The sequence below is a fragment of the Idiomarina sp. genome, assembly GCF_048260185.1.
Lineage (GTDB): Bacteria > Pseudomonadota > Gammaproteobacteria > Enterobacterales > Alteromonadaceae > Idiomarina.
The window spans coordinates 1-21,464 of record NZ_JBLXHB010000008.1 but is presented as its reverse complement, the minus strand read 5'-3'; the positions used below and the strand labels follow the sequence as shown (position 1 = coordinate 21,464).

The 21,464-nt window shown below is 47.5% G+C and carries 22 protein-coding genes; 21 read left to right on the top strand and 1 reads right to left on the bottom strand.

What is annotated here, in order from left to right; all coding sequences use genetic code 11:
• Positions 1–59 precede the first annotated feature (59 nt).
• From fliE to glnB, 17 genes are all read left to right on the top strand, one after another.
• Positions 60–392, top strand: a complete 333-nt coding sequence (gene fliE, locus ACN0RF_RS13025; RefSeq protein WP_342487952.1) for a flagellar hook-basal body complex protein FliE — start codon at positions 60–62, stop codon at positions 390–392.
• A gap of 47 nt (positions 393–439) precedes the next feature.
• The gene (gene fliF, locus ACN0RF_RS13020; RefSeq protein WP_181813915.1) at positions 440–2,131 is read left to right on the top strand and encodes a flagellar basal-body MS-ring/collar protein FliF; all 1,692 of its coding nucleotides are present in this window, start codon (positions 440–442) and stop codon (positions 2,129–2,131) included.
• Positions 2,124–3,170, top strand: coding sequence for a flagellar motor switch protein FliG (fliG, locus tag ACN0RF_RS13015; protein WP_417439349.1), 1,047 nt, complete (start codon positions 2,124–2,126; stop codon positions 3,168–3,170). Before fliF ends, fliG begins: the two co-directional genes overlap by 8 nt.
• 14 nt (positions 3,171–3,184) lie before the next feature.
• The gene (fliH, locus tag ACN0RF_RS13010) at positions 3,185–3,934 is read left to right on the top strand and encodes a flagellar assembly protein FliH (RefSeq protein ID WP_417439348.1); all 750 of its coding nucleotides are present in this window, start codon (positions 3,185–3,187) and stop codon (positions 3,932–3,934) included.
• 3 nt (positions 3,935–3,937) lie between these two features.
• A complete protein-coding gene (gene fliI, locus ACN0RF_RS13005) occupies positions 3,938–5,287 on the top strand; it encodes a flagellar protein export ATPase FliI (protein ID WP_417439347.1) in 1,350 nt (449 codons plus the stop codon).
• Positions 5,288–5,290: 3 nt separating this feature from the next.
• Positions 5,291–5,734: a flagellar export protein FliJ gene (gene fliJ / locus ACN0RF_RS13000; RefSeq protein ID WP_114982349.1), complete on the top strand. Its 444-nt coding sequence runs from the start codon at positions 5,291–5,293 to the stop codon at positions 5,732–5,734.
• A gap of 124 nt (positions 5,735–5,858) precedes the next feature.
• Positions 5,859–7,625 (top strand): flagellar hook-length control protein FliK, encoded by a 1,767-nt coding sequence (locus tag ACN0RF_RS12995; protein WP_417439346.1) that lies wholly within the window; start codon positions 5,859–5,861, stop codon positions 7,623–7,625.
• A 68-nt stretch (positions 7,626–7,693) separates the two neighbouring features.
• Positions 7,694–8,236, top strand: coding sequence for a flagellar basal body-associated protein FliL (gene fliL / locus ACN0RF_RS12990; protein WP_417439345.1), 543 nt, complete (start codon positions 7,694–7,696; stop codon positions 8,234–8,236).
• 16 nt (positions 8,237–8,252) lie between these two features.
• On the top strand, positions 8,253–9,317 hold the full coding sequence (gene fliM / locus ACN0RF_RS12985; RefSeq protein ID WP_417439357.1) for a flagellar motor switch protein FliM: 1,065 nt from the start codon (positions 8,253–8,255) through the stop codon (positions 9,315–9,317).
• Between the two features lie 31 nt (positions 9,318–9,348).
• Complete coding sequence (fliN, locus tag ACN0RF_RS12980) at positions 9,349–9,804, top strand: flagellar motor switch protein FliN (protein WP_417439344.1); 456 nt, start codon at positions 9,349–9,351, stop codon at positions 9,802–9,804.
• On the top strand, positions 9,764–10,126 hold the full coding sequence (gene fliO, locus ACN0RF_RS12975; RefSeq protein WP_417439343.1) for a flagellar biosynthetic protein FliO: 363 nt from the start codon (positions 9,764–9,766) through the stop codon (positions 10,124–10,126). The genes fliN and fliO overlap by 41 nt, the downstream gene beginning before the upstream one ends.
• Complete coding sequence (gene fliP / locus ACN0RF_RS12970; protein ID WP_417439342.1) at positions 10,126–10,872, top strand: flagellar type III secretion system pore protein FliP; 747 nt, start codon at positions 10,126–10,128, stop codon at positions 10,870–10,872. Before fliO ends, fliP begins: the two co-directional genes overlap by 1 nt.
• 8 nt (positions 10,873–10,880) lie before the next feature.
• Positions 10,881–11,150, top strand: coding sequence for a flagellar biosynthesis protein FliQ (gene fliQ / locus ACN0RF_RS12965; protein WP_011234440.1), 270 nt, complete (start codon positions 10,881–10,883; stop codon positions 11,148–11,150).
• The gene (fliR, locus tag ACN0RF_RS12960) at positions 11,150–11,935 is read left to right on the top strand and encodes a flagellar biosynthetic protein FliR (RefSeq protein ID WP_317498225.1); all 786 of its coding nucleotides are present in this window, start codon (positions 11,150–11,152) and stop codon (positions 11,933–11,935) included. Before fliQ ends, fliR begins: the two co-directional genes overlap by 1 nt.
• 30 nt (positions 11,936–11,965) lie before the next feature.
• Positions 11,966–13,093, top strand: a complete 1,128-nt coding sequence (gene flhB / locus ACN0RF_RS12955; protein WP_417439341.1) for a flagellar biosynthesis protein FlhB — start codon at positions 11,966–11,968, stop codon at positions 13,091–13,093.
• A gap of 115 nt (positions 13,094–13,208) precedes the next feature.
• Entirely contained in the window at positions 13,209–14,840 is a 1,632-nt protein-coding gene (locus ACN0RF_RS12950) for an NAD+ synthase (RefSeq protein ID WP_417439340.1), read from the top strand.
• Positions 14,841–14,851: 11 nt separating this feature from the next.
• Positions 14,852–15,190: a nitrogen regulatory protein P-II gene (gene glnB / locus ACN0RF_RS12945; protein WP_011234436.1), complete on the top strand. Its 339-nt coding sequence runs from the start codon at positions 14,852–14,854 to the stop codon at positions 15,188–15,190.
• A 26-nt stretch (positions 15,191–15,216) separates the two neighbouring features.
• Here the strand turns inward: glnB and ACN0RF_RS12940 are convergent, their stop codons facing one another.
• Positions 15,217–15,987 carry an outer membrane protein assembly factor BamD gene (locus ACN0RF_RS12940; RefSeq protein WP_286830451.1) on the bottom strand — a complete coding sequence of 257 codons (771 nt, stop codon included), beginning with the start codon at positions 15,985–15,987 and terminating at the stop codon, positions 15,217–15,219.
• Positions 15,988–16,098: 111 nt separating this feature from the next.
• On the opposite strand from ACN0RF_RS12940, the gene rluD reads away from it, so the two are divergent.
• From rluD to pssA, 4 genes are all read left to right on the top strand, one after another.
• Entirely contained in the window at positions 16,099–17,067 is a 969-nt protein-coding gene (gene rluD / locus ACN0RF_RS12935) for a 23S rRNA pseudouridine(1911/1915/1917) synthase RluD (protein ID WP_286830449.1), read from the top strand.
• Positions 17,045–17,758, top strand: coding sequence for a peptidoglycan editing factor PgeF (gene pgeF, locus ACN0RF_RS12930; protein ID WP_417439339.1), 714 nt, complete (start codon positions 17,045–17,047; stop codon positions 17,756–17,758). Before rluD ends, pgeF begins: the two co-directional genes overlap by 23 nt.
• A gap of 72 nt (positions 17,759–17,830) precedes the next feature.
• Positions 17,831–20,404: an ATP-dependent chaperone ClpB gene (gene clpB / locus ACN0RF_RS12925; RefSeq protein WP_417439338.1), complete on the top strand. Its 2,574-nt coding sequence runs from the start codon at positions 17,831–17,833 to the stop codon at positions 20,402–20,404.
• An 88-nt stretch (positions 20,405–20,492) separates the two neighbouring features.
• Positions 20,493–21,320 (top strand): CDP-diacylglycerol--serine O-phosphatidyltransferase, encoded by an 828-nt coding sequence (pssA, locus tag ACN0RF_RS12920; protein WP_414019051.1) that lies wholly within the window; start codon positions 20,493–20,495, stop codon positions 21,318–21,320.
• Positions 21,321–21,464: the final 144 nt, after the last annotated feature.

Here is a 21,464-nt window from a genome sequence, read left to right as displayed (position 1 = left end):
TTCTGTTTGCATAACTAACCTTAAATAAAGTCAGTGATGAATTTTTGACGGGGTTAATTATGAAAGTGGAAGCAAACGCACTTTATCAACAGTTACAATCGATGGCCACGCAGGCTTCCCAGCGTGATCAGCCTACGAATGTGAACGCCCTGCAAGGCAATACCTCTCAGGCTGATTTTTCCAATATGCTGAAAAGCGCAATGGATAACGTCAACGAACTGCAGCAAACCTCAGGTGATTTAAAAACTCGCATGGAACTCGGTGACCCGAATGTCACCCTTGAACAAACCATGATAGCCAGCCAGAAAGCGAGTATAGCGTTTGAGGCAACGGTTCAGGTGCGCAACAAAGTGGTTGATGCGTACAAAGAAATAATGTCAATGCCGGTATAACCGCTGCATCATTGGAGATATAAGTCGTGGCTGAATCAACAGATTTAATGGTACAAGATACTGACTTACCTGATAACAACAGTTCAGGTAATGAAGACGGCGGTGAGAAAACCGGCATTATGACGATGCTGGGTAACTTTGACATGCTGCGCCAGGTTATTGTCGTGCTGGCGCTGGCTATCTGTGTTGCTATTGCTGTTTTTATTATGTTGTGGGCTCAAGAGTCAACTTATCGTCCATTAGGTCAGTTAGAAACGCAGGAGTTGATCAGCACCCTCGACTACATGGATGCAAACGGCATTGAATACCAGGTGGAAGGCAACACGGTTTCAGTACCGGAAGAAAACTACGATGCTATTAAGTTGCAGCTGACTCGTGCTGGTGTTGATTACGGTAACTCGACCAATAACGGCTCCGAAATACTAATGAGCGAACCGGGCTTTGGTGTTAGTCAAAGACTGGAGCGTGAACGTCTTATTCATTCCCGTGAAGTTCAGTTAGCGCGTGCTATTGAGGAAATGAAAAAGGTTTCTGCTGCACGAGTCTTGCTTGCTGTACCTAAAGAAAATGTCTTTGCCCGTCGCGAAAAACAACCCAAAGCATCGGTTATGCTGAATGTGCGCGGTGGCACCTCGTTAAGCGAAGAAGAAGTGGCTTCTATTGTTGACATGGTTGCCTCTTCGGTGACCGGACTCAGTACTGAGCAAGTAACCGTTACTGACCAGGCCGGACGTCTGCTTAACTCTGGTTCGCAAAGTGCACTGGCGGCTAAAAGTTCGCGTGAGTATCAAATTGAACAAAAACGCGAAGAGGCCTACTTAGAAAAAATAGACAGTATTTTGATTCCCGTGCTGGGCTATGACAACTATACCGCACAGGTTGACGTGACTATGGACTTTACTCAGCGTGAAGAAACTCAGCGTCAATTTAACCCTGATATGCCGGCTATTCGCAGTGAAATGACGGTTGAAAACCGCTCTGTCGGTAGCGCCATTGGTGGTATTCCCGGAGCACTCACAAATCAACCTCCTTTAGAGTCTGACATTCCGGAAGAAGCCGGAGCAGGAACTGCAGGTGGCGGCACTAATGGCAGCAGCCACCGTGAAGCAACCCGTAATTATGAGCTTGATAATTCAGTCACTTATACCCGGAACCAAACCGGTACCATTAAGCGTTTGAGTGTTTCTGTTGCGGTTAACCATGAAGCAATAACTAATGAAGCGGGTGAAGGCGAAACACAAGCGCGTAGCGCTGAAGAAATCGCTAATATTCGCCGTTTGCTGCAAGGTGGTTTAGGCTTTGATATTAACCGTGGTGACAGCATCGAAGTCGTATCGGTACCGTTCGCGCAGTTGCCTGACTTAGGTGCCGGCGAGACGCCTGTGTGGGAAGAGCCATGGTTCTGGCGAGCTTTCCGTCTGGTGATGGGCGCACTGGTTATTATGGTATTGATTCTGGCGGTGGTTCGTCCAATGCTGAAGAAACTGATGAATCCGGAATCGGGTGTAGAAGATGATGCCGATGCATTTTCCGATGAGGAATCGATGGGCGACGAAACCATTGATCTGTTATCCTCACAGTTTGATGAGAGTGCAGTTGGGTTTGGGGCTGATGGTAGCCTGCAACTACCTGACTTGCACAAAGATGAAGACTTGTTAAAAGCGGTTCGCGCGTTGGTTGCCAACGAGCCTGAGCTGTCCTCACAAGTGGTTAAAGCGTGGTTGAACGAAGATGCCTGATCAAGATACTAGAACTAAGCGCGGTAAGGTTGAGTTTGATGTCGACACTTTAGAAGGTGTTGAGAAAGCGGCTATTTTACTGCTTAGCTTATCGGAAGAAGATGCGGCTCAGATTCTAAAACACCTGGAACCTAAACAGGTGCAGAAAGTGGGTATGGCCATGGCGAGCCTGGAGGACTTTAACCAGGACAAAGTGAACGCTGTACACCATTTGTTCCTGGAAGACATTCAGAAGTTCACCAATATTGGCTTCAAGAGTGAAGAGTTTGTGCGTAAGGCACTGACCTCCGCACTAGGTGAGGACAAAGCCGGTAACCTGATTGAACAGATTGTCATGGGCGGCGGCTCGAAGGGTCTTGATTCACTGAAGTGGATGGACTCTAAGCAGGTAGCCACTATTATCCGTAACGAGCATCCGCAAATTCAGACTATTGTCCTGTCTTACCTTGACCCTGAACAAAGTGCCGAAATTATGGCGCAGTTCCCGGATAAAGTACGTCTGGACTTAATGATGCGAATAGCCAATTTAGAAGAAGTTCAGCCGGCTGCCTTGCAGGAATTGAACGAAATTATGGAAAAACAATTCGCCGGTCAGGCTGGTGCTCAAGCGGCGAAGATGGGCGGCCTGAAAGCGGCGGCCAATATTATGAACTACCTGGATACCAATATTGAAGGTCAGTTGATGGACTCTATCCGTGAGCAGGACGAAGAAATGAGCCAGAGTATCCAGGACTTGATGTTTGTCTTCGAAAACTTGGTGGAGGTTGATGACCGGGGAATTCAAACATTACTACGTGAAGTTGACGGTGAAACTTTGCAAAAAGCGATGAAAGGCGCGGACGAAGGGGTTCAGGAGAAGATATTCAAGAATATGTCGAAACGTGCCGGCGATATGCTACGTGATGACCTTGAAGCTATGGGGCCAATTCGTATTAGTGATGTAGAAGCCGCACAGAAAGATATTCTGGCAGCGGCCCGCCGTTTAGCTGACGCAGGCGAGATTATGCTTGGCGGCGGTGGCGGTGACGAATTCCTATAAGGGTTTAATGCATAATGACGGATGATAAAGACGCAACCCAGCTTTGGGATTTACCTGATATGACCTCGGAAGAGCTTAAGCAGGGCTCTCAGGTAAATGCGTTGAATAAACCCCGGCGCTGGCAATATGAACCGCCGGAAGCGGACAACGAGCAGGAAGAAGAGCTTAAGCCCCTGACTGCAGAACAATTGGAAGAAATTCGCCAGGCCGCTCGTGAAGAAGGCCATAAAGAAGGTTTTGACGAAGGCCGTAATGAAGGCCTTAAGAAAGGCTATGACGAAGGCTACGAAGCTGGCAAAAAAGAGGGTTTTGAAGCAGGCGAGCAACAGGGTTTTGAAGCTGGAAAAGAGGCCATGCAGGAGCAACAGCAGCAGTTAAGTGTTTTGCTGCAGAGTTTGTCTAATCCGAATGAACGTATCACTGAAGCGGTGCAGGACGAGCTAATTGATATGGTCACTGAGCTGACGCGGGTCATCTGTCTGGATGTCGCTGCTAATTCAAAAGAACTCATCGTCAAAGCCGTGCGCGAAGCTATTGCGGTCTTACCTGTTACTGATCAGCGAGTCATTATTCATCTGAATGAAGAAGACTTAGCTATTTTGCAAAGCACATTCAGCGAAGATGAACTGAAAGAGAAAGGCTGGCTGCTAAATAAAGACGATTTACTGGAACGCGGCGGTTGCCGGGTTACCACAGAAAGCTCCACCATAGATTACACCCTGACCAGCCGTATGGAAGATGTGTTCTCCAAATTAAAAGGTTAACTCATGAGCGCTTCTGAGCAGTTAGTGAAACAACTACGCAAAAAACGTGAGCGTATCCAAAAGCCATCAGTGGCTGTGTCCGGCTATCTCACCCGCGTGGTCGGTTTAATGTTTGAGGCTGTTGGCTGCCGTGCTCCGGTGGGTTCAAGTGTGGCGGTTGAGGCGGACAGCGGTGATATTGAAGCCGAAGTGGTGGGGTTTGAAGGCAACATCAGTTACTTAATGCCTACCGAAGATGCACATGGCGTTATCCCCGGAGCCAGAGTACGCCCACTAAACCGCAAGAATCAACTGCCGCTGGGTATGGAGCTGCTGGGGCGTGTTATTGATGCCCGTGGCGAACCCCTTGATGGCAAAGGTCCCATTTTTTCTGACGGTAAAACTTACCGTAGCAAACCGATGAACCCATTGAACCGACGTCAGGTGAAGCAGCCGCTGGATGTTGGCGTAACCGCTATTAATGCCTGTTTAACTGTGGGGCAGGGGCAGCGAATGGGGCTGTTTGCCGGTAGTGGTGTGGGTAAAAGTGTGCTGTTGGGCATGATGACGCGCGGTACCACGGCGGATGTGATTGTGGTTGGCCTCATAGGCGAGCGTGGCCGGGAAGTAAAAGAATTTATAGAAGAAATCCTTGGTGAAGAAGGCCGTGAAAAAGCGGTTGTAATTGCGGCGCCTGCCGACCAGTCTCCACTTATTCGTTTGCGCGGTTGTGAAACGGCGTCTCAGGTTGCTGAATATTTTCGTGACCAGGGTCTGAATGTGTTGTTGTTAATGGATTCATTAACTCGTTACGCCATGGCGCAACGGGAGATAGCGCTGGCTGTTGGCGAGCCACCGGCAACCAAAGGTTATCCGCCTTCTGTTTTTGCAAAGTTGCCGGCACTAGTCGAAAGAGCCGGCAATGGCGGTGACGGACAAGGTTCTGTGACTGCGTTTTATACGGTTCTGACCGAAGGTGACGACTTGCAGGACCCAATCGCCGACTCAGCACGAGCGATACTGGACGGGCACATTGTACTGAACCGGGAACTGGCCGACAGCGGTCATTATCCAGCAATAGATATTGAAGCTTCTATCAGCCGGGTTATGCCACAGGTTGTTTCAGAAGAGCACATGCAACAGGCGATTAAAGTTAGACAGTGGTACTCAAGTTACCGTCGCAATCGCGATCTGATTTCCATTGGTGCATACACCCGTGGAAGTGATCCTGCAATTGATCAGGCTATTGCAATGCAGCCACGAGTGAGTCAGTTTTTGCAACAGAAAATGCGGGAAGTTGTGAACTACGATGAAAGCTTGTTGCTGCTTAATCAGCTAGTCAATCCGAAGCAGAAACAGTCAGCGGGCATGTAATTTATGGCTGAGTTGGCACAATTGGAAATGTTACTGGAGTTGGAGCAGAGGCGCGAAGATAAAGCCGCACAGGATTTTTCTCAGGTGCAGCAACAGGTTCAGGAGCAGCAGATGCGTCTGGACGGTATGTCAAAATATCGACTCGACTATTTAAATCAGTTGCAGCATCGCGGCCAAAGCGGAATTGCCTCAATACAGGTAGGGCAGTATCACGCATTTGTCGGTAAGTTAGATGAAGGTGTTGAACAGTTGCATCACGATATTATTAAATTGCAGCAAGTGTTACAACAGCGCAAAGATCGTTGGCTGGCGCAGCGTCGCAAGCGCGAGTCGATAGACTTTTTAATAAAAGAAAAGCGCAAACGTGAGCAAGTAGCCGAAGCCAGAAAAGAACAAAATAATCTGGACGATTTTAGCAGTCAGCGTTTTATTCGCGCCAGAAAATAGTTGGAACGAAATTTGCTTAGATACTTACTAGATATTGTTTGCTCAGCTATTGAAAATAGCGCAAGCGCATTGCGGAGTATTACTAAGCAAGGCGTCAATAAGCACTTAATTCAGGACTAAAACTATGCAACAGCTGCTTAATCTAACCGAATCTGCCGACAACTTTGCACGTGTTGGTAAAGGTAACGACCTATCATTGAAGAGCGCCGATGGCGATAGCGGTGAGTTCTCGCGGCTGATGCTAAAGCAAAATAGTGGCGATAAAGAGCTGCAACAACTGGCCGCTAAAATTGAAGCCTACCAGAAAGCCGGTAACGACGGTGAAGGTGAGGTTGAAGGCAAAGACGTTGAGCGCAAAAATGCCGGTGAGCCGGTAACCCGAAATTTATGGGAACTGTTGCAGCAAATGAAGCAGGAAAGTGCTGAGGTTAGCTCTGAAGGCGAAACTGCGGTGAGTGACGAGATAGATCTTGCTGCGGGCGATGGCGAACTAAAAATGACAGATGAGCAACTGGCTGAAATGCTGGAAGCTTTAATGGCTAAGCTGGATTCTGCGGGTGAAGGAGAGGGTGACGCTGTTATGACGGATGCCGAGCGGCAGAAGTTTGCCGATGAGCTGCTGGCCGGCATGACCGATAGTGATAAACAGGCATTACAGGCAAAGCTTCAACAACTGATACAGGCGGCAGAACAGGGTGAAGGTGCTGAAAGTGCGGTTGAGGATGCCGGGAAATTCATTGTTAACTTGCTTGAACCCCTTTTACCCAAAGCCGATGCTGATAAGTTATTAGTGGGTAATGAAAAAGCCTTAACTCAGGCTTTGAATGAGGCTGCAGAGCGAGTACTGTCTCAATTGTCTGCATCTGCGGATAAAAACACAGGCAAGCCGCAAAGTGCTGAAGAATTAACAAATTTGCTTAAGCAACTGGAGCAGCAAGTTTCTGCGCAACAAGCGAAGGGCGAAAGTAGCGAGTTAAGTTTAGCGGAGCAGAAGAAACTGCAGCAGTTCGCCGCCGAATTGCGCAAGATTTTAGCCAGCCAGAATGGCGGCGCAGATAAGCCTCCGGCTTTGACTCAGGAACAGTCGGCTAAAGCTGAGCAGTTATTGGCTGAAGTAAGACAATTACTGAAAGGTCGCACAGGGCTGAATGAAAAGTCGGCAGAGGGTAAGGCGTCGGAATCGGTTATTACAGCAACAGACGTTAAAGTCGGTAAAGAAAAAGCTGGCTCTGGCGATATTGGAGTTAAAAGCGATGAGGGCAAGCAAACGGCTAAAGGTGCTTCTGTGAATACAACTGTTGAAGCAGAAACCAAGGTAGCCGATGCGGTTCAGCAAGGACAAGTCTTCCGGAATAACACCGATGCTTTGGCCGATGCCAGTGCGGCGCGGGCAATACAGGGACAAATGGTTTCAACCACGCAGGGAACAGTAGCTGCGAATGAATCCAGTCAGGCGAATACGTTGCAAGCACTGCAAAGACCATTAGATTTACAGCAAACTGAGGCGTCGCAGAAACTGCAGGAACGCATCAATATTATGATGAGCAAGAATATCCAGCGTGCGGATATTCGCCTGGATCCGCCGGAACTTGGTAGTGTTCACATTCGCGTTAACATGAGCGGTGAGCAGGCGTCAGTGCAGTTTCAGGCTCAGACACAACAGGCGCGTGATGCGTTAGAGACGACTATGCCGCGATTACGTGAAATGCTGGAACAGCAAGGCATCAATTTAGCTGACACCCAGGTTGGCGAGCAAAGCAAAGAAGGCGGACGTACTGCTGGTGGGCAATCCGGAGGAGCTAATGATGGTGAAGACTGGGCTGTAGAAGGCGAGATAGCTTTAGAAGAAGGCCGGGTGCTTGCTGACGGACAAGTCGATTTCTATGTCTGAAACGGTATATCTAAAGCGGCTATCAAGCTATAGTAACTGTCGATAGACGGTAACACAGGAAATAGAGCATGGCAGAAGATAAAGACGACAACGACGCGGAACAAACGGAAGGGCAAGCCGGCGGTAAGAAGAAAAAGCTGATTCTCTTCGGTGGTATCGGTATCGTGTTAATCATTACCGTAGTCCTGGTGCTGTGGCTTTTTGGTGGCTCGTCTGAGAATGAATCAGTTGCGGCCTCAAGTAATACAAGCAGCTCGGCCGCGCCGTCGTCATCGCCACGCCCTGAAATTGGCAATGCGCTTTATGTTGGTATGCCCCGGCCCTTCGTTTTCATTGTTCCGGGCGACTCACGTGAGCGAACAGTACAAATTAAAGCGCAGTTAATGGTGCGCGGCGAAGAAAGTGAAGAACTGGCGAAAAAGCATATTCCGTTAATTGAAGGCACGCTGCATGAAGTGTTTTCCTCAACCACGGCTGACAGGTTAAAAACAGCTGAAGGCAAAGGGCAATTGCGTGAACTGGCTTTGACTGAAGTTCGTTCTGCGCTCGAAGAAGTAACCGGGAAACCCATTGTTGAACAGGTTTTATTTACCAGCTTGGTAATGCAATAAGTGAGCTATTATGGCTGTGAGTGACTTACTATCTCAAGACGAAATTGACGCGCTTTTACATGGTGTTGATGACGTTGAAGAAGAGGATACAGAGAAAGAATCCGCCTCTGCGGATGCGCTCGACTATGACTTTTCATCGCAAGATAGAATTGTTCGTGGACGTATGCCAACGCTGGAAATTGTTAATGAGCGTTTTGCCCGACATATGCGGGTGAGCTTATTCAACATGATGCGGCGCACTGCAGAAGTGTCAATTAACGGTGTCCAGATGATTAAATTTGGTGAGTACGTACATACCTTGTTCGTGCCAACCAGTTTAAACATGGTGCGTTTCCGCCCGCTTAAAGGAACTGCACTAATTACTATGGAGGCGCGTTTAGTTTTCATTCTGGTCGATAACTTTTTCGGTGGCGATGGTCGCTACCACGCAAAAATTGAAGGCCGTGAATTTACGCCGACCGAGCGGCGCATTATTCAAATGTTGCTGAAGCTGGTATTTGAAGATTACAAAGAAGCCTGGGCTCCGGTCATGGACGTGGGCTTTGAATATTTAGACTCGGAAGTTAACCCGGCTATGGCGAACATTGTTAGCCCAACCGAAGTTATCGTTATTAGTTCGTTTCATATTGAGTTAGACGGTGGTGGGGGTGACTTCCACATTGCTTTGCCTTACTCCATGCTCGAACCTATTCGCGAGTTACTGGATGCTGGTGTACAGTCGGACAAAGAAGATACCGACATGCGCTGGAGTAAAGCGTTGCGCGACGAGATTATGGATGTTCCGGTAGAAATGATTGCCAAACTGGCTCAAGCCGAAATGTCTTTACGCGAAGTGATGGACCTTAGGGAAGGCGACGTTATTCCGCTTGAATTGCCAGATGATTTAACCGTACTAATTGAAGATTTACCGACTTTCCATGCGAAAATGGGGCGTTCAAGAGACAACGTTGCTTTGAAAATTTCAGAGAAAATTAAACGTCCTGAAACCGTGAAGTCGGATATTCATATGTTGACTCGAGGAGGCCGCCGAATTGGTGGCGATGCCGAGTTACAACAGTTAGAAGAAGATATTGATTTATAATAATTGCTGCTTGAGAAAGTGAGGTTGCAACATGAGTAACGATGATAAAGATATGGATGACTGGGAAGCAGCAATGGCTGAACAGGAAGCTGCTGAAGATGAAGAAAGTGGCGAATCAGAAGCCAGCGAAGACGCAGGAAAGTCGTCCAGCCATTCGGGTATGGATAATGTGCAGACCGCTGAGCTGGAAGAACTGAGTGAAGATAAGCCAGTAACTGAGGAAGAAAAGCGCAAGCTTGACGCCATTCTTGATATTCCTGTCACCATTTCGATGGAAGTAGGACGTAGCCAAATTAGCATTCGTAATTTGCTGCAATTAAACCAGGGCTCAGTGGTTGAACTGGAACGTGTTGCCGGTGAACCGCTGGATGTCTTGGTTAACGGTACCTTGATTGCGCATGGCGAGGTGGTTGTTGTTAATGATAAATTCGGGATACGCTTAACCGATGTTATTAGTCAGATTGAACGTATTCGTAAGCTTCGCTAGTTTGATGCTGTTACCTTCTGCTGCAAAGGCGGAAGAGAAAGCTGGCATTATTTCAGGCAATGACATAGGCGCCATGGTTTTGGCGCTTTTTGCCGTTTTAGCGGTGATCGTGGTTTTGGCCTCGCTGTTAAAACGCTTTAACCTCAAGTTCCAGGGCGCATCTGGTCTAAAAGTACTGAGTAGCGTGTCTTTAGGACCCAAAGAGCGGCTGGTAATTGTGGATGTTGGTGGGCAGAAGTTGTTACTTGGCGTAACCCAGCAACGTATAGAATGCCTGAAAGAGCTGCCAGGCGATATCAACCTGGAAGGAAAACAAGAATAATGAACCGCTGGTTGCTGCTTAGTATTTTAGCCGTTTTGTGTCTGCTGCCTGATCAGGCTTTCGCCTGGCAGGATCTTACTGCCGTTACGGTAAAAACAAACCCCGATGGAAGTGAAGAGTACTCTGTAACGCTGCAAATTCTGGCGATAATGACGGCGCTGACCTTCATTCCCGCTATGGTCATTATGATGACCTCATTTACCCGAATTATTATCGTCTTGGCTATTTTGCGTCAGGCTATTGGTCTGCAACAGTCGCCTTCTAACCAGGTGTTACTGGGCATCGCGTTGTTTCTAAGCTTTTTCATCATGACGCCGGTTTTAAACGAAATTAACGACAAGGCGTTGCAGCCCTATTTAAACGAAGAAATTCAGTCGATGGAGGCGGTCGACAGAGCAAAGGCGCCGATAAAAGCCTTTATGCTGGCGCAAACACGCTTAACCGATTTAGAAACCTTTGTCGAAATATCCGGAACCGAGGGTGTGGAAGAGCCGGAGGACGTGCCTATGTCGGTGCTTATCCCGTCATTTATAACCTCCGAGCTAAAAACCGCTTTTCAAATTGGCTTTATGCTGTTTATTCCGTTTTTGATTATCGACTTGGTGGTCGCCAGTGTGCTTATGGCCATGGGTATGATGATGCTGTCGCCAATGATTGTATCGCTACCGTTTAAACTCATGTTGTTCGTGCTGGTTGACGGCTGGAGTTTAACCATGAGTACCCTGGCCGGAAGTTTCGGGGTCTAGGAGGCGCTATGTCACCAGAAATGTTTCTCGACATTTTTCAGGAAGCTTTGAAAACCATAGTGATTATGGTGGCTTTTATAATTATTCCCGGACTTTTAGTGGGTCTGGTCGTTGCCGTTTTCCAGGCCGCTACCTCTATCAACGAGCAAACCTTAAGCTTTTTGCCTCGCTTACTTGTCACTCTTGCGGTCATAGGTCTTGGCGGACACTTTCTGACTGAAACCGTAATGGACTTCACTATCGAGATGTTTAACCGGATACCTGAAGTGGTCGGCTAATGGATCTGGTGACTTCTGTTCTACTCGAGTGGTTGGAACAACACCTGTGGCCGCTAACACGGGTGTCATCAATGATCATGAGTATGGCGCTGTTTTCCGGCACCATCGTTAACTCTCGCGTTAAAATTTTCCTGTCTCTGGCTATTATTTTTGCGGTTTCGCCAGCTTTGCCAGAGATTAATACCGGTGTTGAAATGATGTCAGTTGGCGGATTTTTAGTTACAGCACAGCAAATCGTTATTGGGGTTGCCTTAGGGTTACTTTCCATTTTGTTTCTGCAAACATTTGTTCTGGGTGGCCAAATTATAGCCATGCAGATTGGTCTGGGTTTTGCCTCTATGGTCGACCCCACTAATGGCCAGCAAGTCCCGGTCATTGCGCAGTTCTTTCTAATGTTAGCCAGTCTGGTTTTTCTTGCATTCGACGGGCATTTATTAATGATTCATATGGTTGTTGCCAGCTTTGACGCAATACCTGTTGGAATGACTGGATTGGATGCTGACGCTTTATTTGCAGTTGCAGAGTGGGGCGTTTACATGTTCTCGGCTGCTTTAGCTGCAATGCTTTCGGGTATTATTGCACTACTGCTCATTAACTTAAGTTTTGGGGTTATGACCCGTGCAGCTCCGCAGCTGAATATTTTTGCTATTGGTTTTCCCATTACCATGGTCAGTGGGTTGGTGGTTGTATGGCTGACCATGGGCGGCTTTATTTTTCACTTTGAAAACCAATGGGCGCGGGTGGTGCAAACCATGTGCGAAATACTAGGCAGCCAATGTGCTTAAACAGACTGTCTCTGACAAAGGGCAATAAGTATGGCTGAGACTGATCAGGAACGTACAGAAGACCCCACGGAGCGACGAAAACAGCAGGCCAGGGAAAAAGGGCAAATTGCTCGTTCGAAAGAAATGGGGACAGGCTTTGTATTGGTGAGTGCCGCAGTGTCGTTTTTCTGGTTCGGCGGTGCGTTGTACCAAGGGGTACGTAACGTTTTTGAAATTATGTTCACCATCGACAGACAACAAGCCTTCGATACCAGCAAAATCTATGAAGCCTTTGCCATTGCTTTTGGCGAAATCTTATGGCCCATGCTGACGATTTTTGCCTTTATCGTCGTTTTCACTTTTCTGGGAAACAGCTGGCTGGGGGGCATTAATTTTTCCGCTCAGGCGATGGCACCTAAATTTAACCGCATGAGTCCGCTTAACGGATTTAAGCGAATGTTTGGTGTTCAGGCATTGGTGGAGCTCGTAAAAGCCATAGCGAAGTTCATGGTTGTAGCAGTTTCGGCCTATTTTCTGTTGAAGTGGCAGTTTGTCGATATTCTGCAAATGTCCATGGGGCAAATGCCGACCATGATTGGCAATGCGCTGGACACACTTCTATGGATGTTCCTGCTGTTGTGTTTATCGATATTCCTAATTGTCGTTATTGATGCTCCCTTCCAGTTATGGAAGCACAATAAAGACTTAAAAATGAGTAAGCAGGAAGTTAAAGACGAACATAAGGACACGGAAGGGAGCCCGGAAGTTAAAGGGCGTATCCGTCGCTTGCAAATGGAAATGGCAAACCGTCGAATGATGCAGGAAGTACCAAAGGCCGATGTTGTTGTCACTAACCCTACGCACTACGCTGTTGCGTTAAAATACGATGATGGTGGTGTGCAGGCGCCTGTTCTTCTTGCTAAAGGCACCGATGAAACCGCCGCTAAAATTCGCGAAATTGCTCTGGAATATGAGATTCCGTTGGTTGCTTCGCCAGGGCTTGCCCGCTCAATTTATCATACCACCGAGCTGGAAAAAGAAATCCCGAAAGGCCTGTTCGTGGCTGTGGCACAGATTCTTGCATACGTATATCAATTACGAATGTTTAAGAAAGGACAGGCGAAACGTCCGAAAAAACCTCCTATGGATAAAGATATTCCGGACGATTTACGTTACTAACCAGCCTGATTACAACGCCATTCGACTTGCATAATTTGCGCGTTAAGACGGGCTGCTATATCATTCGCCACCATTCGTGCCGATATCGGCAGTGGCAAATTTGGACTAAGCAGTTATGGCTAAACTTTCTTTGTGCCTGGCACAGCTGGACTTTACAGTTGGTGCCATTCACAACAACACCGCCCTAATTTTAAAGACGCTGCGTGAGCAGGGTGAGCAACACGACATTATTGTGTTCCCCGAGCTGGCTATTACCGGTTATCCGCCGGAAGACTTATTGTTCCGCGATGACTTACATCAGGCGGTGGATAACGCCGTAGAGCAAATCAGCGCAGCAGCTTCAGATTGTGTGGTTATTGTCGGTCACCCTCAGGCTGTTGGCGGAGAGCTGTTCAACGCAATGTCCGTGCTACACCGGGGGGAATGCCTGCATCGCTACTTTAAACAGCGTCTGCCCAATTACGGTGTTTTTGATGAGCAACGCTACTTTATTCCGGGCCATCAGAGTCAGGTGTTTGAATGGCAGGGCGTGCGCATTGGCTTACAAATTTGTGAAGACTTGTGGCATCCGCAACCGTTACAACAATTACTGGACGACGACATTGATCTGGTGCTTTCAATTAATGCTTCCCCGTATGAGCTAAACAAGCATGAACAGCGCTTAGGCGTGTTGAAGCAGCGTGTGGCAGAAGCCGGCAAACCCATTTTGTATTTGAATAATTGCGGTGCGCAGGATGAACTGGTGTTCGATGGCCATTCACTGGTTTTAGATGCCGAAGGTGAGTTGGTCGCCGAGTTACCGCACTGTGAAATGACCACGGCAACCGTAACTTACGAAGACAAAAGTATCCGTTGTGTCGGTTTTGAGCCTAAGGCTGAACAAAACGACTTGGCTCATGTATACGATGCTCTGGTGTTGGCGGTGCGTGACTATGTGACCAAGAATGGTTTCTCTGGTGTAGCTTTAGGTTTGTCAGGTGGAATCGATTCCGCATTAACTTTGGCGATAGCAAGCGACGCTCTGGGAGCCGATAAGGTTCATGCTGTTATGATGCCGTTTCGTTATACTTCAGATATAAGTCTGGAAGATGCAGAGAAGCAAGCTGATACCTTAGGTGTTCGCTACGACGTCGTGCCAATTGAGCCCATGTTTAATGAGTTTATGACCCAGCTGGGACCGTTATTTGGAGAGACTGAAACCGATACCACCGAAGAAAACCTGCAGTCCCGCTGCCGTGGCGTATTGCTTATGGCTTTATCCAATAAAACCGGTTCGCTGGTGTTGGCTACTGGCAACAAAAGTGAAATGGCGGTGGGTTATGCAACCTTATATGGTGATATGTGTGGCGGTTTTGCGCCTATTAAAGACATTCCTAAGTTGCTGGTTTATCAATTGGCTGAGTTTCGTAATACTCGGGGTGCCTGCATACCTCAAAGGGTTATAGACAGACCGCCTTCTGCTGAACTCGCACCAGATCAAGTGGATTCTGATTCCCTGCCGGACTATAGCGATTTAGATCGCATTCTGGCATTGTATGTAGAGAGAGACTGGTCGGTAACCGATATTATCGCAGCCGGATTTACAGAGGAAGACGTGCGCCGGGTGGTTCGCCTGGTCGACTTGAATGAATACAAGCGTCGCCAATCTGCGGTCGGGCCTAAAGTAACACCTCGTAACTTTGGTAAAGATCGTCGTTACCCTATTACCAGTCACTATCGCCATGAATTACAGCGACAAGGTCAATAGGACAAATACTGATGAAAAAAGTTGAAGCCATTATTAAGCCGTTTAAGTTGGACGATGTGCGCGAAGCGCTGTCGGAAGTCGGCATTGCCGGTATGACTGTGTCAGAGGTAAAAGGCTTTGGTCGTCAGAAAGGCCATACCGAACTTTATCGTGGCGCGGAGTACATGGTCGATTTTCTACCAAAAGTAAAACTGGAAGTGGTGGTTGCGGATAGCGAAGTTGAGCGTTGTATTGAAGCCATTATGGAAACAGCTCAAACTGGGAAAATTGGTGATGGGAAAATTTTCATTACCGAAATTGAACGTGTTATTCGTATTCGTACCGGAGAGGAAAACGAGGACGCGGTATAAGCTACCGCGCCATTCGTTGAAAGAAACTAGCGGGCTGAGACTAACTGATTCTCAGGAAAGTTTGCTCTCAGCACCTTCATTGCGTCTTCACGCAGTTCAGGCAGTTCCAGTTGATCATAACTTTCTACCATTATCGCTAAGGCATTCTCTACTTCCGGTGTATCTGAAAAGTGCTCTAATACATACCGGCCGCGGTTAGCTGCTGCTAAGTATGCCTGACGCTCCATATAGTACTGAGCGATAGCCAGTTCTTTTTTAGCTAAACGGCTTTTTAATGCAATTAAACGCTTCTTCGCATCTGCAGCGTATTCGCTTTTCGGGTACTTGCGAACTAACTCAGCGAAATCTTTAAACGCTTCTTCCGCCATAGATGAGTCCCGGTCAGAGCGGTCAACACCAGCCAGATTATGTATAGCGTTGTGCTCCGCACGCTGATTAACCAGCCCACGCATATAGAGTGCATAATCGACATCTTTATGATTTGGGTTGAGGCTGATGAAACGATCAATCGCGGCTAAAGCTTCATCTGTATTATCGAGTTTATAATGCAGATAAATAAGGTCTAGCTGAATTTGATGGGCAAAAGGACCAAAAGGGTAACGCTTGTTCAGGCCGGATAATTGCTCCTGCGCCAAATTCAAATTACCATTAGCCATACTCTCCTGAGCCTGCTCATACATGGCTTCAACTTGTGTTTTCGCAACTTGCTCTTCTTCCGACTGGCTTGAACAACCCGCTAACATTAATCCCAGAACCGATGATAAAACGAGGCTTCGGCTTAACTTATTACTAAACATATTATGAAGGATTCCCTTTATTTTTTTGGCGCTGCACCGGCAAACCGTTACACTAGCATATTCTTGCATTCTAACGCAGCCGTAAAGGCTTTGACAGTCGAAACCCAATATATGAACAAAAGCATTGAATTAGAAGCCATTGTTACCGAGTCTCTGGCTGGAAAAAGATTAGACCAGGCACTTGCAGAGTTGTTCCCCGACTACTCAAGGTCTCGCTTAAAAAGCTGGATAACTGATGGAAAAGTGACCATTGACACAAAAGTCATCGAGAAACCGCGAGAAAAGGTGGTTGCCGGTGCTTTAGTTGCAGTGGACGCAGAAATTGAGGGGGAGGAGCGGCACGAAGCACAGCCGGTGGAACTGGATATCGTTTATGAAGATGAGGATATTCTGGTCATCAACAAGCCTGCGGGCTTAGTTGTCCATCCCGGTGCAGGAGCGCCTGACAGAACCCTACTTAATGGTTTGTTGCATTACGATCCACAGCTCGATTTGGTGCCGCGGGCGGGTATTATTCATCGCTTAGATAAAGACACTACCGGGCTGATGGTTGTTGCGCGTAACGTGCCTGCACAAACGCAATTAGTATCAATGATGCAGGATCGGGACATTACCCGCGAATATGAAGCGGTCTGTAATGGCGTAATGACTGCCGGCGGCATGGTTGATCAACCTATCGGTCGGCATCCGACAAAACGCACGCATATGGCGGTGGTGCAGTCTGGCAAGGCAGCAGTTACACATTATCGTGTGCTGGATCGTTACAGAGCGCATACATTACTTCGTCTGCGTCTAGAGTCCGGCAGAACTCACCAGATTCGGGTACATATGGCGCATATTCGCCACCCGTTGGTCGGTGATTTAACCTATGGTGGTCGTCCACGTCCGCCCAAACAGGCTGAAGATCGTCTATTACAAACTTTGCGAGGGTTTAACCGCCAGGCGTTACATGCGGCATCTCTGGGCTTACATCATCCAATTACCGGCGACTGGCTGGAGTTTAATGTTCCGCGGCCAACCGATTTTCAATATCTAATTGAAGAACTGCGTGTTGATCATGAACGTTTCAAGTCAGCATGACGGCATTATCGTTCCTGACTGGGAGCTGCCGCCGAATGTTCATGCGGCAGTGACCACCAGAGCTTTTGGAAACCTGGCGGTGCATGTGGGAGACGATCCTGCGGCTGTTCTTCTGCGTCGCCGACAGTTGCAGCGCTCACTCAAGTTGCCAACTGCGGTTACCTGGTTGCAGCAGCAACATACCAATAGGGTTTTGCGTTGGCCTTTTAAGTCCGCTGTTGCGGATGCTGCCTATAGTGACCTACCCCAGAGTGTTTGTGCAGTTTTAACCGCAGACTGTCTGCCTGTTCTTTGTTGCTCCAATGACGGAAAAGAAATTGCAGCCGTGCACGCCGGCTGGCGAGGTTTAGCCGACGGGGTATTACAAAGTGCTTTGGCGAGTTTTAATACCCCAGCCGCTAATATTCGCATTTGGATAGGACCGTCTATCGGCGCTTCGGTTTTTGAAGTAGGTGATGACGTAAGAGATAGCTTCGTTGAACGTCATTCATCTAATGCAGAATATTTTCTTTCTCACTCAGGTAAATGGTTAGCGGATTTAGCCTCAATTGCAGCGGCCGAATGTTTGCGCGCGGGCGTTAAGGATATAACCAAAAGCAGCGAATGTACTGTTCGTAATAACCGAAGCTGGTACTCCTGGCGCAAGGAGAAAGCTGCAGCTAGATTTGCGTCAATTATTTGGCGAAATTAATTTTAATCACTTGAAAATGCGCAAAAAGTACCCACATTTAACTTAACGAAAGAATTAAGTGAGGAAGTACCGATGCGACACGATAAATTTACCAGTAAGTTTCAGATGGCGATTGCCGATGCTCAGTCAATTGCTCTGGGACGTGATCATCAATTCATAGAACCCGTCCATTTAATGCAGGCACTGTTGGATCAAAATGGTGGCTCAGTGCGCCCTTTATTTACGATGCTGGGCGTGGACATTCCCCAGTTCAGAGCAAACTTGTCGAAAGCCCTGGACGCTTTACCTCAGGTTGAGGGCACCGGCGGTGACGTTCAGTTATCGCAGAACACAGCTCAACTTCTGAATCTTTGCGATAAGTACGCACAGAAAAGAAATGATTCATACATTTCGTCTGAACTGTTTTTGCTGGCTGCAACTGAAGACAAAGGTAAGTTGGGCGATATTTTCCGTCAGCAGGGAATAAAACGTGATGCGCTGGAAAAAGCCATTAACGATATTCGAGATGGCGAAAAAGTAGATGACCCTAATGCCGAAGATAAGCGCCAGGCATTGGATAAGTACACCATAGATTTAACCGAACGTGCGGAGCAAGGCAAGCTTGACCCTGTTATTGGTCGTGATGAAGAAATTCGCCGGACGATTCAGGTATTGCAGCGCCGCACAAAAAATAATCCGGTTCTTATTGGTGAACCGGGTGTTGGTAAAACCGCTATTGTCGAAGGTCTGGCCCAGCGCATCGTTAACGGTGAAGTACCTGAAGGTTTAAAGCATAAACGGGTATTATCTCTGGATTTAGGTGCTTTATTAGCGGGTGCGAAATTCCGTGGTGAATTTGAAGAGCGGCTCAAAGCTGTATTAACCGAGCTTTCTAAAGAGGAAGGCCGTATCATTTTGTTCATTGACGAGATGCACACCATGGTTGGTGCCGGTAAAGCGGACGGTGCAATGGATGCCGGTAACATGTTGAAGCCGGCCCTGGCTCGTGGCGAGCTACATTGTGTTGGCGCTACTACTCTGGATGAATACCGCCAGTATATTGAGAAAGATGCAGCGCTTGAAAGACGCTTCCAGAAAGTTCTGGTGGAAGAACCGAATGTGGAAGACACCATTGCTATTTTGCGCGGCTTGAAAGAGCGCTACGAGTTACACCACTCGGTCGAAATTACGGATCCGGCAATTGTTGCGGCGGCATCCTTATCTCACCGTTATATCAGTGATCGTAAACTGCCGGATAAAGCCATCGACTTAATTGACGAGGCAGCATCAAGTATTCGAATGCAAATTGACTCTAAGCCGGAGGATTTGGATCGTCTGGAGCGTCGTATTATTCAGCTGAAGCTTGAGCGTCAGGCGTTGCAGAAAGAAAAAGATGATGCCAGCAAAAAACGCTTAGAAATCCTGCACGACGAGCTTGATGAGCAAGAGCGTAAATATGAAGAACTGGAAGAGGTCTGGAATACTGAAAAAGCCGCAGTACAAGGCACCCAGCATATTAAAGCGCAGTTAGAACAGGCTCGTACCGACATGGACATTGCCCGCCGCGCCGGTGACTTAAACCGTATGTCTGAACTTCAGTATGGCCGTATTCCTGAACTGGAGCGGCAGCTGGACTTAGCTTTGCAAGCCGAAATGCAGGATATGAGCTTGCTCAAAAACCGTGTTACTGAAGAAGAAATTGCTGACGTATTGTCACGTTGGACGGGTATTCCGGTTAATAGAATGCTCGAAGGCGAGCGCGAAAAGCTGTTACATATGGAAGAGCAAATCCACAGTCGTGTAGTGGGTCAAAACGAGGCCGTAGATGCGGTTTCCAATGCTATTCGTCGCTCACGGGCCGGACTTGGCGATCCGAATCGTCCTATAGGTTCATTCTTATTCCTTGGTCCAACAGGTGTGGGTAAAACTGAGTTATCTAAAGCCTTGGCGAACTTCATGTTTGATACCGACCATGCAATGGTGCGTATTGATATGTCCGAGTTTATGGAGAAGCATTCGGTTGCTCGTCTGGTTGGTGCGCCTCCTGGCTATGTTGGCTACGAAGAAGGTGGCTATTTAACCGAAGCTGTACGGCGTAAACCGTATTCGGTAATTTTGCTCGACGAAATTGAGAAGGCTCACCCTGATGTCTTTAATATCTTGTTGCAGGTATTGGATGATGGCCGCTTAACCGATGGGCAGGGACGTACGGTCGATTTCAAGAACACCGTTATTATTATGACCTCTAATCTGGGTTCCGATTTAATTCAGGAACATGCTAAAGAGCATACTTATGAGCAGATGAAGGCTGAAGTAATGGAAGTGCTGGCGCATCACTTCCGTCCTGAGTTCATTAACCGTGTGGACGAAACGGTTGTCTTTCATCCCCTGGGTGAGAGTGAAATACGGTCTATTGCTGAATTTCAGTTACAGCTTCTTTATAAACGTCTGGAAGACAAAGAGTATCAATTGGAATTGGATGATGACGCTTTATCTCATCTGGCAAGAACCGGATTCGACCCGGTATTTGGAGCGCGGCCTCTGAAACGTGCTATTCAGCACGAGCTGGAGAATCCTTTAGCGCAAAAAATCTTGTCAGGGGAACTTGAGCCTGCTAAACCGATCAAAGTAAGTGTTGAAAATGAGCGGTTAGTGATCACGCAATAACCACACAGGGCTTCGGGCATTTCCTGTTCGAAGCCCTAATGTGATAACCTGACTACTTTCTATTTAGTGACTAAAGAGTGTTTTATACATGAGTAATGACAGCTCAAATGCCAATGGTAAGAGCCGCGGTATCTATTTACTGCCAAACTTGTTTACGACTGCAGGCTTGTTTTCAGGCTTTTATGCCATAGTTGCGTCAATGAACGATCGCTTTATTGAAGCGGCAGTCGCAATTTTTATTGCAATGGTCTTTGATGGGCTGGATGGCCGGGTTGCAAGAATGACCAATACGGAGAGCGACTTCGGTGCTGAGTTCGACAGTATGGCCGATATTGTATCCTTTGGTATGGCGCCTGCTTTGGTCATGTATAACTACGCCTTGGCTGATCTCGGAAAAATTGGTTGGTTAGCGGCCTTTATTTTTGTCGCTGGTGGCGCATTACGACTGGCGCGGTTTAATACTAACCTCGGCTCCTCCGATAAAAACTTCTTCCAGGGTCTGGCAATACCCAGTGCTGCAGCTATTGTTGCGGGCTTAGTTTGGGTGGGGGCTGAGTACGGTGTCGAAGGTAGTGATATGGGTGGCTTTGCTGCCGTTATTACTATTTGTGCCGGCCTGCTAATGGTCACGAATTTCCGTTACCACTCTTTTAAAGACGTTGACTGGAAAGGCAAAGTTTCATTCCTTGTTATTCTCGTTATTGTTTTGGTTTTCGTTATTGTTGCGACCCAACCATCTTTAGTGCTGTTCTCTATATTCTTTTTGTATGCCTTATCGGGTCCGGTATTAACCATCAAGAATGTGAAAAAGTTGAAGTTGGGTCACGTTGTTGGTGATGACGACGAAGATGACGCAGACTTTAATGACAATAAAGAGACTAAAAAAGAAGCGGAAAAGGCTGAGAAAGAAGATTAAACTAGCAAACTGGTGAAGTTCTGAGCAAACGATCAAAAAGGTTCTAAAAAGATCTTGCAAGGCTCTCAGAGATCACTATAATTCGCCGCCGTTGTCACGAGTTATCCGCAAGGTTATCTGCGAAGAATTCAGACAACGGCGTTT

Excerpts from the sequence above, each read along its gene's own strand:
- fliE (WP_342487952.1), top strand. The coding sequence starts at position 60 with ATGAAAGTGGAAGCAAACGCACTTTATCAACAGTTACAATCGATGGCC.
- fliF (WP_181813915.1), top strand. The coding sequence starts at position 440 with ATGGTACAAGATACTGACTTACCTGATAACAACAGTTCAGGTAATGAA.
- fliG (WP_417439349.1), top strand. The coding sequence starts at position 2,124 with ATGCCTGATCAAGATACTAGAACTAAGCGCGGTAAGGTTGAGTTTGAT.
- fliH (WP_417439348.1), top strand. The coding sequence starts at position 3,185 with ATGACGGATGATAAAGACGCAACCCAGCTTTGGGATTTACCTGATATG.
- fliI (WP_417439347.1), top strand. The coding sequence starts at position 3,938 with ATGAGCGCTTCTGAGCAGTTAGTGAAACAACTACGCAAAAAACGTGAG.
- fliJ (WP_114982349.1), top strand. The coding sequence starts at position 5,291 with ATGGCTGAGTTGGCACAATTGGAAATGTTACTGGAGTTGGAGCAGAGG.
- ACN0RF_RS12995 (WP_417439346.1), top strand. The coding sequence starts at position 5,859 with ATGCAACAGCTGCTTAATCTAACCGAATCTGCCGACAACTTTGCACGT.
- fliL (WP_417439345.1), top strand. The coding sequence starts at position 7,694 with ATGGCAGAAGATAAAGACGACAACGACGCGGAACAAACGGAAGGGCAA.
- fliN (WP_417439344.1), top strand. The coding sequence starts at position 9,349 with ATGAGTAACGATGATAAAGATATGGATGACTGGGAAGCAGCAATGGCT.
- fliO (WP_417439343.1), top strand. The coding sequence starts at position 9,764 with ATGTTATTAGTCAGATTGAACGTATTCGTAAGCTTCGCTAGTTTGATG.
- fliP (WP_417439342.1), top strand. The coding sequence starts at position 10,126 with ATGAACCGCTGGTTGCTGCTTAGTATTTTAGCCGTTTTGTGTCTGCTG.
- fliQ (WP_011234440.1), top strand. The coding sequence starts at position 10,881 with ATGTCACCAGAAATGTTTCTCGACATTTTTCAGGAAGCTTTGAAAACC.
- fliR (WP_317498225.1), top strand. The coding sequence starts at position 11,150 with ATGGATCTGGTGACTTCTGTTCTACTCGAGTGGTTGGAACAACACCTG.
- flhB (WP_417439341.1), top strand. The coding sequence starts at position 11,966 with ATGGCTGAGACTGATCAGGAACGTACAGAAGACCCCACGGAGCGACGA.
- ACN0RF_RS12950 (WP_417439340.1), top strand. The coding sequence starts at position 13,209 with ATGGCTAAACTTTCTTTGTGCCTGGCACAGCTGGACTTTACAGTTGGT.
- glnB (WP_011234436.1), top strand. The coding sequence starts at position 14,852 with ATGAAAAAAGTTGAAGCCATTATTAAGCCGTTTAAGTTGGACGATGTG.
- ACN0RF_RS12940 (WP_286830451.1), bottom strand. The coding sequence starts at position 15,987 with ATGTTTAGTAATAAGTTAAGCCGAAGCCTCGTTTTATCATCGGTTCTG.
- rluD (WP_286830449.1), top strand. The coding sequence starts at position 16,099 with ATGAACAAAAGCATTGAATTAGAAGCCATTGTTACCGAGTCTCTGGCT.
- pgeF (WP_417439339.1), top strand. The coding sequence starts at position 17,045 with ATGAACGTTTCAAGTCAGCATGACGGCATTATCGTTCCTGACTGGGAG.
- clpB (WP_417439338.1), top strand. The coding sequence starts at position 17,831 with ATGCGACACGATAAATTTACCAGTAAGTTTCAGATGGCGATTGCCGAT.
- pssA (WP_414019051.1), top strand. The coding sequence starts at position 20,493 with ATGAGTAATGACAGCTCAAATGCCAATGGTAAGAGCCGCGGTATCTAT.